Raw genomic sequence first — 12,690 nt, forward strand, 5'->3', positions numbered from 1 at the left:
CAGCCTCAGCTGCAGACGGATCGGTGAAGCGTAAAATGATCCGCGCATACAAAGGTAATCGATTGCGTGCGCCACTTTTTACACTACCTGACGATAAAAGTTCAAGCCGCGAAGACAAACACGCATGGATTGATGATAAAACCGTCAGGTTGTGCAAAGTGACTGCGCGGCGATCATGCCATTTTTGCGCCCGCTTTACTGCCCTGAAAAGGTGATCCCTGTAACGATTAAGCGTAACGGGCTACGCTTTATCTGACGCTGTCGCGATCACGCCGACAGGGACACAGGAGAAAAGAATGAAAATTGCCTGCCTGGGATGGGGATCGTTAATCTGGAAACCTGGCGCACTGCCGGTGGCCAGTCAGTGGCATCATGATGGACCTGCCGTTCCGATTGAGTTTGTGCGCATCGCTGACGGCGGTGAACTATCAACGGCGATCTGTCTCAACGCCCGCCCGGTGACAGTGTTCTGGGCCTGGCTGAACACCGCCTCACTGGAGAGCGCCTGCCGCGCGTTGCGCATTCGGGAGGCGATACCAGACAGCCGCGTCGATGGCGTCGGCATGATGACGGTGACAGAAACCTCAGTGGGACCGCTGGCGGAATGGGCGCAGGCGAAAGGCATCGAAGGATTAATCTGGACCGGTCTGCCTGCCCGCATGGCGGGAGTTGAAGGGCAGATACCGACGCTGGATGATGCGCGACACTATCTGCAGAACCTCACCGGTGAAACACGTGAGCATGCTTTTCACTACCTCGGGCAGGTTCCGGCACAAATCGACACCCCTTACCGGCGCGCGCTGGCTGATCTCACTGGCTGGCAGCCGGATGCGCTGTCCGTCACTGCCGCCACACTGCAAAGGCATTCATCCAGCCCGCCGGTCTGAAACCGCCTCGCCTCCAGCACCGCTCGGCTTACTCCTCAAAGGGTTACTACACTTCAGGCAGGTTTCGATCTCAGATTCCCTGAGTCTTTCTCGCAGGCAGCCACACCTTCTGGTCTGGCCGCCCTTCCCCCGTCAGCAGGAGATCAAAAAATGAAAGCATTAACGTATCACGGCCCGCATAAAGTCAGCGTGGATAACGTACCCGACCCGGGTCTGGAAGCGGCCGATGACATTATCCTGCGCGTGACCGCTACCGCCATTTGCGGTTCAGACCTGCACCTTTATCGCGGCAAAATTCCCGGCACCGGGCATGGCGATATTTTTGGCCATGAGTTTATGGGCGAAGTGGTTGAGACGGGCAGCGCAGTGACTGCCGTCGCCAAAGGCGATCGGGTCGTCATTCCGTTTGTGATCGCCTGTGGCGACTGCTTTTTCTGCCTGCTGAGCCAGTATGCCGCCTGTGAAAATACCAACAGCGGACGGGGTGCTATTCTGAACCGTAAAAACATCACGCCGCCCGCGGCGCTGTTTGGTTTCAGTAAGCTCTATGGCGGTGTGCCCGGCGGCCAGGCGGAGTATGTCAGAGTGCCGAAAGCCAATACCGGTCCGTTCAAGGTGCCGTCCATACTGTCAGATGAGAAAGTGCTGTTCCTGTCGGACATTCTGCCCACCGCATGGCAGGCGGTTAAAAATGCCGAAGTTAAACCCGGCTCCAGCCTGGCGATTTTCGGTGCCGGCCCGGTTGGCCTGCTCAGTGCAGCCTGCGCCCGACAGCAGGGTGCCGAACAGATTTACATGATTGATCACAACAACTACCGCTTAAACTTTGCCCGCGATCGCTACGGCGTCATCCCGATTAACTTCGATGAGATCGATGATCCGGCCGGCTGGATTATCGAACACAGTACCGGCAATCGCGGTGTGGATGCCGTGATCGATGCCGTCGGGTTCGAGGCGAAAGGCAGCCTGACTGAAACCGTGCTCACCAATCTCAAGCTGGAAGGCAGCAGTGGTAAAGCATTGCGTCAGTGTATTGCTGCGGTGCGGCGTGGCGGTATCGTCAGCGTGCCGGGCGTCTACGCCGGATTCATTCACGGCTTCCTGTTTGGTGATGCCTTCGACAAAGGGCTGACCTTTAAGATGGGACAGACGCATGTGCATGCGTATCTGCCCGATCTGCTGAAGCTGATTGAACAGGGTCATCTGACGCCGGAAGAGATTGTGACCCATCATCTGCCGCTCGAAGATGCCGCTCGCGGCTACGATATTTTCGCTAAACGCGAAGAGGAGTGCCGGAAGGTGATTCTGGTGCCAGGCATGGCCGCCACGCAGGCCACGATTTAATCGCCTGAACCTCACTACCGGATCCCCGGCAGAGCTCGCTGCCGGGGATCGCATTTTAATACGGCTTGCGCTGAAGACTGCTTCGCCACTCCCGCCTCTCCAGCAGATGTTCATCCGGCGAGTCCGCCGTATCGACCTGACTCCCCTGCTCCAGCAGTCGCGCACTGCGTGAATGGGGATGACTTTCGCTGATCACCTGTTGTGAAAATGCACCAAACGATAACAGTAAAAACAGTAATGCACTGGCCGCCCTCACTTTCATACGCACACCTCTCTGATAACGGTGTCGCTATGCTGCCCGACGGGTTTTCATTTTCTGTCAGTAACAGGCAAAGTTATGTGGAAAGCGGGAACAAGCTGCGACGGGTTTAATCGCGGTTCAGGATAGCCCGTCAGAACACATCTTAATTTTCCCTGCTTACCGTCCGTTTTTCTTCAGGAGGATGCCAGTGAACATCAATCAGTTTGATCAGCCAGTCGGTGAAGCCCTGCCCGACTGGCAACCTGTCGCCAGACCGCCCAGTGCCTCCATCCACGGCCAGCACTGCCTTCTCCTGCCATTAAGCATGGATCATGCGGAATCGCTGTTGCTGGCATTTATGCAGGCACCGGATGATCGGGACTGGACCTGGCTGAGCGCGGAGCGGCCCGCCTCACTGCCGCAGATGCAGCGCTGGATTGCGGATAAAGTGGCGGATGCGTCCCTGGTGCCCTTCACGGTCTGCGGGCTGAATCAGCAGCCCTGTGGTGTGGTCTCCTTCGCCAGCATAGAGCCAGAACATGGCACCCTTGAAATCGGTCACGTCACCTGGTCGCCGCTGATGCAGCGCAGTGCAATGGGCAGCGAGGCGATTTTTCTGCTGCTGCAACAGGCTTTTGCTCTCGGCTATCGTCGGGTGGCGTGGCGCTGTGATTCTACTAATGTCGCTTCACGACTTGCAGCTGAACGACTGGGGTTCCGCTTTGAGGGGCGTTTTCGTCAGGTAATGACTCGCAAACAACGTAACCGCGATACAGACTGGCTGTCGATAATCGACCGTGAATGGCCGGAGGTTCATCGCGCCCTGAGCGCCTGGCTGAGGGCGGATAATTTCAGCGTCGCAGGTCAGCAAAAGCGTCCGCTCAGTGCCTTTTTCGCCGACGTTAATGCCGACACGCCGCAACCTGAATACTGAGCTGGCGCTGGCAGCTAATGCAGCCGACGTACGCTCAGTGCCGCAGACCAGCGCTGTCGCTGACAACGCGGGCAGACGGCCTGCTGCTCCGCCTCTATCCTCTGCGTCTGGCCACAATGGGTGCAGGCGTAGAGCGCGCTGACCGGCACGGTGCTGTAATCCTGTCGGTGCTCTGGCGGCAGCACGCTTAATCCGGCGCGCATCTCGTCATCATCATAGAAATAGAGGCTGAGCTGACCATCGACTTCCACCAGCGCCAGCCGGATCTGCCCCAGATGCTCTACGCCGCTCTGGCGCAACTCCATATAGAACTCATCTTCGGAAATATTCAGCTGATCCAGACTTTCCAGCACATACAGGCCATCCTTAATCAGGGTAATGACGTCGCCCTGAATCAGCCGTGAAAAGCGCGGACTGTGTGACGTCAGCCAGGTGGTCAGGCGGTAGAGCGCCAGCAATACCACAAACACCATAATCACCGGCAGCACCGGTACATCGTCATAAAACGTGACGTCACCGGACGCAGAACCCAGCGTCAGAATCACCACCAGTTCGAACAGCGACAGCTGACGTACGCCGCGTCGTCCTGACACTTTCAGAAAAGTAAAAACCACCAGATAGGCGATCAGAACCCGCGCCACCACTTCAAATAAAAAGGTGGCTGGTTGATCGTTAAGTAAAAAACGGTGCCAGTCGAATGAGAACATAGTCGGTTAAACATCCTGTTTTAAGAGCCGCGCCGCTTAACCCGCCGCCTGTTGATCGCCCGCAGATTCAGGCCAGTAATAAGTCAATCTTGCCGCCAGCCCGTTAAAAGGCAAGCGAAGCAGTAACGTTAAAACAGGTAAGTCTGACCGCTCTGCATGTTGAGGAAAAGGTTAACAAAGCTGAAAATAACGCTGACGCGCTTCACGCTGCGCTTATCAACCCGACAGCACAGACAATAGTGAAAAATTCCTGTTTCTGAGTGGATGACTTTTGCCGCTACGCTTTTTCCTTTTCACTTCAATAATTTGCGAAGCATCCCTCCCTGTCTATACTTTCCAGTAAGGCTTCCGCAAAATCCGTTAACATTCAGAGAAGCCACTCTTTTTCCTGCCGATAGCGCCGCACGTTTAGTTCTGCTATCTCACGCATCCAAACCGCCACAGGCTCTGTTGCCTGCAATTTAGCGTCTGTGGCTTATGGCAAGGATCGCCAATCTGCTTTGCATACCTGTAACGCCCTGACCCGTTTCACAACGGCTCGTCAGCGGGAAGCGTGTTGCTTTTTTTCGGGAGATGCCATGACGCCCTTTTCCAGTTTCTGGCAGGCCGGCTATGAAGGTGCCGATCATATCAATCCGGCCGGTTTTGCGTTGTCGATGAACGATCTGAACCAGCATCAGGCGCGGGCGGCAGAAGATTATGCAGCACTGAGCCCCTTTGCCATTCGCACCGTGCGGGAAAGCGTCGGCTGGCGGCTATGTGAACGCGACGGCCGCTATGACTTCTCCACGGTCGCTGCACGGATGCAGGCCGCAGAGCAGCAGGGTATTCAGCTGAGCTGGACAATCTGTCACTACGGCTGGCCCGCGGGCGTTAGCCTGTTTGATCACGACTTTATCCCCCGTTTCGCTGCCTTCTGTGGCGCACTGGCCCGCTTCCTGGCGCCCTGGTATCAGCAGGCACCGATCTACTCTCCGATGAATGAGATCTCCTTTGTCAGCTGGGGCATCTCGGTCGGGCTGTTCCCCTGTGAGGCGATCCCGGAGCCGGAGCGGGCAGATGTCGCCAAGCGGCAGCTGGTACGCGCTACCCTGGCCGCCTGTGATGCGATCTGGCAGGCCGATCCGCGTGCCCGTGTGCTGCATTGCGATCCGCTGATCCATATCGCGCCCGATCCCGCCGATCCCGACAGCGGCCGTCTGGCACGTGAGATGTGTGACACCCAGTATCAGGCATGGGACATGCTCAGTGGTCGCCGTAATCCGGAGCTGGGCGGCGCACCCCGCTATCTCGATCTGATTGGCGTGAATTACTACCACGACAACCAGTGGGAACAGGGTTCAAACCGGCGGCTTTACTGGCATCTGGGCGACAGTCGACGCCAGCCGCTGCATCAGCTGCTGCTGCAGGTCTGGCAGCGTTATCAGCGGCCACTGCTGCTGGCGGAAACCAGCCACGTCGGCAGCGGCCGCGGCGCCTGGATCCGTGAGATCGCCACACAGGTTGCACAGGCGCAGCTGGCGGGCGCTGATCTGCTCGGCATCTGCCTCTATCCGATTCTCGATCGTCCCTTGTGGGAGGAAACCACCTTCTGGACCCGCAGCGGCCTGTGGGATCTCGATCTTCTGGGCGCCGATCCTTACGCCCGTCAGTTACAGCAGCCTTATGCCGACGCCCTGCGTCAGGCGCAGCGCTTTTTGCAGCACATCCAGTCCCTACAACATCCCAGCCAGGAGCACACCATGAAACCACCTGTTCTCATCGTTTTCAGCCATTTACGCTGGGGTTTTGTTTTTCAGCGTCCGCAGCAGCTACTGACTCGCCTGGCACAGCACTATCGCGTACTGTTTGTCGAGGAGCCGGTCTGGCAGGCAGGGCCACCAGGCCTGCATCAGAGTTCGCCTGCCGCCAATATCACGGTGATCCAGCCACATACCGACAGCGACGCGCCCGGCTTTCACGACAGCCAGATCGCCCCGCTGCTGCTGCTGCTGACGCCGCTGCTGGAGGAGGACGATCAGCCGCTGATCTGGTTCTATACGCCAATGGCACTGCCGCTGCTGACGCCTTTTGATCCGGCACTGGTAATTTACGACTGTATGGATGAGCTTTCGGCCTTCCAGAATGCGCCGCGCCAGCTGCAGCAGCGCGAATCGGCGCTCATGACCCGCGCCGATCTGGTCTTTACCGGCGGCTCCAGCCTCTATGAAGCGAAGCGTGATAAACACGCTCAGGTTTACTGCTTCCCCAGCAGCGTTGATGCCATTCATTTTGAACAGGCGCGCGATCGCACGAATCGTCATCCGTTACAGGATGCCATTCCGTCGCAGCGTCTGGGTTATTACGGCGTTCTGGATGAGCGTATTGACCTGCCGCTGATAGCCGCGCTGGCAGACAGCCATCCCGAATGGCAGATAATTATGGTCGGACCGGTGGTGAAAATTGATCCCGCCAGCCTGCCGCAGCGCGCCAATATTCACTGGCTCGGTCAGCAGCCGTATCAGGCTCTGCCGCAGTTTCTGGCGGGCTGGGATGTCTGTCTGATGCCTTTTGCCATCAATGCTTCGACCCGCTACATCTCCCCGACCAAGGTGCTGGAGTATATGGCGGCGCAGCTGCCGATTGTCAGTACTGCCATTGTCGATGTGGCGCGCCACTACGCAGAGGAAGTGGCGGTAGCAGAGACGCATGCGGAATTTATTGCCGCCTGTGAACAGGCAATGGCAATCAGTGCCGCAGAAAGGCTGGCGCTGGCGGGACGGATGCAGGCAAAAGTCGATGTCACCTCCTGGGATCGCACCGCAGAGCAGATACATGGCCTGATCCAGCAGGCGCTGACGCAGCGTCAGTCTGCTCTGAAGTCAGCCAGCCAGACCCGCGCGCAGGCTAACGTCATGCCTTTAACGCCAGCGATGCTGGAGAGCGACGCGGTGCCCTGCCTGATTATCGGCGCCGGACCGACAGGTCTGAGCGCCGGGTATCACTATGGCGAAGGCGCAGTGCTGCTGGAGAAAAATAGCACCCCAGGCGGCTGGTGCCGCTCGATTGACGATCAGGGGTTCACCTTCGACTATGCCGGTCACATCATGTTCTCGCAGGATCCCTACGTGTTGCAGCTCTATGAGATGCTGCTGGGCGACAATCTGCACTGGCAGGCGCGCGAGGCCTGGGTTTACAGCGACGGTGTTTATACCCGCTATCCCTTCCAGTCCGCGCTGCACGGCCTGCCGGTCGAGGTGGTAAAAGAGTGCGTGCTGGGCGCTATCGAAGCGCGCTATGGCGAAACAGCCGTCGCCGCTGTGCCGCTGGATCGGGCGCGTGCGCGGCGGGATTGCTGTGCGGATGGCGCAATCCCCGATGAGGGCAGCAGCACCAGCGTGGTGGAGGGCGAAGAGGATTTCCAGCACTTTATTATGCGCACCTGGGGTAAAGGCATCGCGCGGCATTTCGCCCTGCCTTACAACCAGAAACTGTGGAAAGTGCCGCTGACCGACATGGAAACCTCATGGCTCGGCGGACGCGTGCCGCTGCCCGATCTGTCACAGATCATCGATGGTGCGCTGCAACCGCTGGCGAAACCAGTCGGCCCCAACGCCCGTTTCGGCTATCCGCTGCGCGGTGGCTTCCAGGCACTGATGTCAGGATTTTTACCGCACCTGAAATGCACGCTGGAGACCGATACAACATTGACGCGCATCTACCCGCAGGCGCATGTCGCCCTGCTGGCGGATGGTCGCCACTACCGGTATGAGCAGTTGATCAGCACCATGCCGCTGCCGGAGCTGATTAAGCTGATGGGTGATGAGGTACCGGAGAGCGTCCAGCTGGCGGCACAGCAGCTGCAGTTTGTGTCGGTGCGCTGTGTGAATCTGGGTATTGGCCGGGCTGACCTCACTGAAAAACACTGGATTTACTACCCTGGCGATACGCTGTTTCACCGCATCTTTGTGCAGGGTAATGCCAGTCCGCACTGCAATCCGCCGGGCGGTTTCGGCTTAACCTGTGAAATTACCTACAACGCGGCTAATCCGCTGCCGCTGGAGGGTGATGCGCTGATTGAGCGCTGCCGTCAGGATTGCATCCGGGTCGGCATGATCACCGCGGACGATCCGCTGCTCTGCGCATCTGAGGTTGATATGCCTTACGCCTACGTGGTCTATGACCATGCGCGCAGCGATAACGTGGCGTTGATCCGCCAGTGGCTGCTGACTCAGGATATCCATCTGTCGGGTCGTTACAGCGAGTGGGAATATTACAACTCGGATCACGCCTTCCTGGCCGGTAAACGCGCGGCCGAAAATGTCCGTTTGCAACATGTCAGCGCAGGGACGCTTGGCTGATCTGACGCAGCCCGTTATGAAAGACGCTGGCTGCACTTTGCGGCTTTCAGTGACTGCAACGCAGTGACCCGATTTTCCGCTTTCCGGGTGGCATTGTATTTTGCAATGCCATTGCCCAGTCCGAAATCCCCGACAAAGCCCAGCACGGTCAGGGCATTAAACTGGCCGGTCTGCTCGATATCACTCTGCACGCCGTGCGCTTTGACCAGCTCCTGATTCAGGGCGTTGCAGTTCAGCGTCGCTGTCTCTTGCGGCGTCACCGCAGCCGCCTGTGGATAATGCTTGGTCGCGCAGCCGGTCAATACCAGCGTCACCAGCACCACTAAGACTCTCTGTTTACTCATTTCTCACTGCCTGTTTTTTGCTCACTTAATAATGTTATCGGCAGCATACACCGGGAACATGAGTCTCTGACCTACCAATAATGGTCGAAACCGCTACGCTAATGTAGGATTCAGCGCGCTGCCGTCAGAGGCAGCCCGCTACCGACCGGAAGTCACGCAGCGAACGCACCTTACCCGTTCATCACTTCTGCAAGACCTTTCAAACAGTTAGCCAGCATGATGCTGCCAGCAGCAGCATTTAACGAGCAAAGCCTGAGCGTTAATTTGTGACGAGGCTGCCGCGCAAGCGAAGCCGGACACAGCAAATTTGCGCGTCGGGTTTATCAGAGTTTGTTCCAGATGAGGTTTCTCCATGCGTTTTAAAGGATTGAACATCGGGTTTTTCATTTTGATTCTGGCTATCGCCACCGTCGCATTTTTCGAGGTGCTTTCGCCCTACTTCTCGCCGATTTTATGGGCGGCAATTCTGGCGGTGATTTTCCATCCGCTGAAAACCTGGCTGCGCAGCCGACTGGGTGACCGCAACGGCGTGGCCGCGCTAATTACCCTGTTCTGTATCTGCCTGATTGTCTTCACGCCGCTGGCGATTATCGCCTCCTCGCTGGTGGTTGAAACCAACGCGGTCTATCACAAATTGCAGACCAACTCATCGCAGTTCCCGGCCGTGTTCGCCGATCTGCTGCAGCATCTGCCGCGCTGGGCGAAGCATTTCCTGGCTGAAAATAATCTGGATAATGCCGAACAGATTCAGCAGAAGCTCTCCTCGTTTGCGCTTAAGGGCGGTCAGTATGTCGCGGGCAGCGCCTTTATCATCGGTAAAGGGACGTTCAGCTTCACCGTCGGCTTTGGCATCATGCTCTATCTGCTGTTCTTCCTGCTGAAAGATGGCTCCTATCTGGTGCATCTGATTCTGGAAGCGCTGCCGCTTTCCACCTACGTGAAGCATCACCTGATGGTGAAGTTTGCTGCCGTGGCGCGTGCGACGGTGAAAGGTACGGTGGTGGTCGGTATCGTGCAGGGTATTCTCGGCGGGCTGGCCTTCTGGTTTACCGGCATCGACGGCAGCCTGCTGTGGGGCGCGCTGATGGCGTTCCTCTCCCTGATTCCGGCGGTCGGTTCCGCCATCATCTGGGTACCTGCGGCGATCTTCTTCTTCGCCACTGGCGCACTGTGGAAAGGGCTGTTCCTGGTTGGTTTCTTCGTGGTGATTGTCGGTCTGGTGGATAATATTCTGCGTCCGCTGCTGGTCGGCAAAGACACCAAGATGCCGGACTATATGATTCTGATCGCCACGCTGGGCGGGATGGAGATTTACGGCATCAACGGTTTCGTGATCGGTCCGGTGATTGCCGCGCTGTTTATCGCCTGCTGGAACCTGCTCTCCGGTCGCGATAACCGCGAAAACATCGAAGTCATTGACGAAGAAGTGATCGAAGAAGGCAAAAAGCAGTCAGAGACAGCCGCAGAAGCTGCAGCTGAAGCGGCGTCTGCGGCAGCCGATGCGGCCGCTGAAGCGGAAATTAAAGTGTCGGCGTTAGCGGCGGCGGAAAGAGAAGCCGCAGAAAGAAAGGCGGCGGAAAACAAAGCGTAATTCGGTTCAGCCATAAAAAAACCCACCTTTCGGTGGGTTATTTTTTTACCTGAAAACCAGCGTCTTAGTTGGTCGCTTTGTTTTTCAGATCTTCAGCACCCTGCTTGGTTTTATCCCAGCCTTTTTCAGTGCCTTCTTTGGTTTTGTGCCAGCCTTTCTGAGCACCTTCGGTGATTTTGCTACCGGTGGTGTGGCTTTTGCCTTCAGCGGCGTGCTCAGACTTCAGCTTCAGCTCTTTGCCTTCATTCTGGGTCTGATGCAGTTTTTCTTTCGCGGTGTCAGCGCCTTTATGCGCTTCCGCAACGGTGTTATCGGTAGTAGTAGCAGCAAATACTGGCGAGGCCAGCAAAATAGCAGACAGTGCAATAATTGATTTCTTCATAATTCCCTCTGTATTCATCGTTGCCGTGTAGGTTTTAATCCTGGCATAGCCTTCCCAGGAAAGATTTAAGAATAAACCAGGAATGAAAAAGGGCCAGTTTTCACCAGAAAAATCCGCTGACTGTAGCTTTTTTATCCATTACCAGAGCGCCAGCTGCGGATCGTCGTCCGGTTTCGGCTTAGTCCGGCTTACGCGAGCAGGGGGTGCGGGCTGCTGCATCTGCCGGGTGATCCACGCCAGTAACACCGTCACGACATACTCCTGCTGCTCAGCACTCAGCGGCTGATGCTGCCCGATGTGGTGCCACTTGCTCAGACAGCCACGACAGCAGGTCGCGGTGGCGTGCTGGGCGATAAACACCGGATGACCGCGCATCGGCGTCTGTTTGCCATCATTTTCCGGCTGAGCAGGTGCCAGTCGCTGTGCGACAAACTCAGCGGCGTGCTGTCGCAAAACCGGCTCGCCTTTGCTGCTCGCATAATCGTACTCAGCGCGTCCCAGGCGAAAGCGCTGACGAAACGGCGAACGTGCCAGCCGGGTAAACAGGTCGTCAGACACGTTCATACTGATTGCCGGTTACTCATATTTACGCCCTGCCAGATAGCTGACGCCCTGTGGTCCGAACGCTTCGCGATGCAGTTCATTCGGCTGCAGGTGAAACGTCTCGCCAGGAGAGTAAGTGGTATCGCCCTGCTCGGTACTGATAGTGATGTCACCCGTGAGAATCAGGGCCAGCGCTTCAAAAGGATGGACGTGATTATCAAGCCGGGCTGATGCGGCACGCTCAATCAGCAGTGGCTCATCAAAACCCTGTTCGGCTAACAATTTTCTGAATTCGTGTTCTGTCATCGCAACGCCTCAATATGGAACTGATCCTAAGCAGTGTAGACGATCTTTATCGCCGCTTATGGCATGGAACGGGTACGTAAAGTCGCGCAAACAGGGTTGTTCACGGGTCAGGCCGATGCTGTACTTGCCGTCTCGTTCCCCATTTTGACAGCAGGATGATGTAAAAGTATGTCTTACCCTCAAAGAACGGCTCTGTTGCTGATTAATCAGCGCTCACGTAAAGGGCGTATTGAGGCCAGTCGGGCGCAGACGCTGCTGGCTCAGGCTGGCTTCACCCTGCTGCAACCGGACGAGGATGAGACCCGCAGCTACAGCCAGCTCATCGCGGCGTATGCCGGTCGCGTCGATGCGGTGATCGTCGGCGGTGGCGACGGCACGCTTAACGCGGCCGCGCCGGGACTGATGCAGACCGGCCTGCCGCTGGGCATTTTACCGCTGGGCACCGCCAACGATTTTGCCCGTACGCTGGGCATTCCCGCCAGCCTTGAACAGGCGGTGAAAATTATCGCAGATGGACAGCTGCGCGCCGTAGATTTGGGGGAAGTGAATCAGCACCTGTTTCTCAACGTCTCCAGCATCGGCTTTTCGGCCGAGCTGGCGCATAACCTTACGGCGGAATCGAAAAAACGCTGGGGTGTGGGCGGTTATGCCCTGGCGGCTTTACGGCTGCTGCGGCAGAGCCGTCCGTTCAGCGCCACGCTGGTGCATCAGGGTCAGCGGATACCAATCAAAACGGTTCAGGTGTCGGTGGGCAACGGGCGCTTCTACGGCGGTGGCATGACAGTGGAACAGCGCGCAGCACCCGACGATGGGCTACTGGATGTCTACAGCCTGGAGTTGCAGCATAGCTGGCAGCTGATTGCGCTACTGCCCTTTCTGCGGCGCGGCACCCATGGCCGCTGGCGCAACGTGCGGGCATTCAGCACCACGGAACTGACCATTGAGACGCGTCGTCCTCACTATATCAATGCAGATGGCGAGATTATCGGTCAGACACCCGCGCACTTTCGCCTGCTCGCCCGTGCGCTGCGGGTTTATGCACCCGCCGGTCAGTCTGTCAGATAACGCAGG

General features: G+C 57.3%; 12 protein-coding genes. 6 read left to right on the plus strand and 6 right to left on the minus strand.

Annotated elements, in window-relative coordinates; genetic code table 11:
• Positions 1–296 precede the first annotated feature (296 nt).
• Both IV493_RS13005 and IV493_RS13010 read left to right on the plus strand, forming a co-directional pair.
• The gene (locus IV493_RS13005; RefSeq protein ID WP_195857253.1) at positions 297–887 is read left to right on the plus strand and encodes a hypothetical protein; all 591 of its coding nucleotides are present in this window, start codon (positions 297–299) and stop codon (positions 885–887) included.
• Positions 888–1,037: 150 nt separating this feature from the next.
• Positions 1,038–2,231, plus strand: coding sequence for a zinc-dependent alcohol dehydrogenase (locus tag IV493_RS13010; protein ID WP_195857254.1), 1,194 nt, complete (start codon positions 1,038–1,040; stop codon positions 2,229–2,231).
• A 55-nt stretch (positions 2,232–2,286) separates the two neighbouring features.
• Here IV493_RS13010 and IV493_RS13015 read toward each other — a convergent pair whose 3' ends face one another.
• Entirely contained in the window at positions 2,287–2,493 is a 207-nt protein-coding gene (locus IV493_RS13015) for a hypothetical protein (protein ID WP_013357074.1), read from the minus strand.
• A gap of 187 nt (positions 2,494–2,680) precedes the next feature.
• Between IV493_RS13015 and IV493_RS13020 the strand changes: the two genes are divergently transcribed.
• A complete protein-coding gene (locus tag IV493_RS13020; RefSeq protein ID WP_195857255.1) occupies positions 2,681–3,406 on the plus strand; it encodes a GNAT family N-acetyltransferase in 726 nt (241 codons plus the stop codon).
• 14 nt (positions 3,407–3,420) lie between these two features.
• Here the strand turns inward: IV493_RS13020 and IV493_RS13025 are convergent, their stop codons facing one another.
• Positions 3,421–4,113, minus strand: a complete 693-nt coding sequence (locus IV493_RS13025; RefSeq protein ID WP_013357072.1) for a YetF domain-containing protein — start codon at positions 4,111–4,113, stop codon at positions 3,421–3,423.
• Positions 4,114–4,691: 578 nt separating this feature from the next.
• Between IV493_RS13025 and IV493_RS13030 the strand changes: the two genes are divergently transcribed.
• A complete protein-coding gene (locus tag IV493_RS13030) occupies positions 4,692–8,453 on the plus strand; it encodes an NAD(P)-binding protein (RefSeq protein ID WP_195857256.1) in 3,762 nt (1,253 codons plus the stop codon).
• A gap of 14 nt (positions 8,454–8,467) precedes the next feature.
• On the opposite strand, the gene IV493_RS13035 is transcribed toward IV493_RS13030, so the two are convergent.
• Positions 8,468–8,797: a hypothetical protein gene (locus IV493_RS13035; protein ID WP_195857257.1), complete on the minus strand. Its 330-nt coding sequence runs from the start codon at positions 8,795–8,797 to the stop codon at positions 8,468–8,470.
• Between the two features lie 352 nt (positions 8,798–9,149).
• On the opposite strand from IV493_RS13035, the gene IV493_RS13040 reads away from it, so the two are divergent.
• Positions 9,150–10,388, plus strand: coding sequence for an AI-2E family transporter (locus tag IV493_RS13040; RefSeq protein WP_013357068.1), 1,239 nt, complete (start codon positions 9,150–9,152; stop codon positions 10,386–10,388).
• A 64-nt stretch (positions 10,389–10,452) separates the two neighbouring features.
• Here the strand turns inward: IV493_RS13040 and IV493_RS13045 are convergent, their stop codons facing one another.
• The 3 genes from IV493_RS13045 to IV493_RS13055 form a co-directional block, all read right to left on the minus strand.
• A complete protein-coding gene (locus tag IV493_RS13045) occupies positions 10,453–10,770 on the minus strand; it encodes a hypothetical protein (protein ID WP_033731819.1) in 318 nt (105 codons plus the stop codon).
• A gap of 138 nt (positions 10,771–10,908) precedes the next feature.
• On the minus strand, positions 10,909–11,334 hold the full coding sequence (locus IV493_RS13050) for a DUF4186 domain-containing protein (protein WP_195857258.1): 426 nt from the start codon (positions 11,332–11,334) through the stop codon (positions 10,909–10,911).
• Positions 11,335–11,346: 12 nt separating this feature from the next.
• A complete protein-coding gene (locus IV493_RS13055; RefSeq protein ID WP_013357065.1) occupies positions 11,347–11,619 on the minus strand; it encodes a cupin domain-containing protein in 273 nt (90 codons plus the stop codon).
• A 168-nt stretch (positions 11,620–11,787) separates the two neighbouring features.
• Here IV493_RS13055 and IV493_RS13060 point away from each other — a divergent pair, with 168 nt between their 5' ends.
• On the plus strand, positions 11,788–12,684 hold the full coding sequence (locus IV493_RS13060; protein ID WP_195857259.1) for a lipid kinase: 897 nt from the start codon (positions 11,788–11,790) through the stop codon (positions 12,682–12,684).
• The last annotated feature ends 6 nt before the right edge of the window (positions 12,685–12,690 follow it).

Origin of the sequence: Pantoea sp. SM3640 (assembly GCF_015654165.1) — a bacterium.
GTDB classification, from domain to species: Bacteria; Pseudomonadota; Gammaproteobacteria; order Enterobacterales; family Enterobacteriaceae; genus Pantoea; species Pantoea vagans.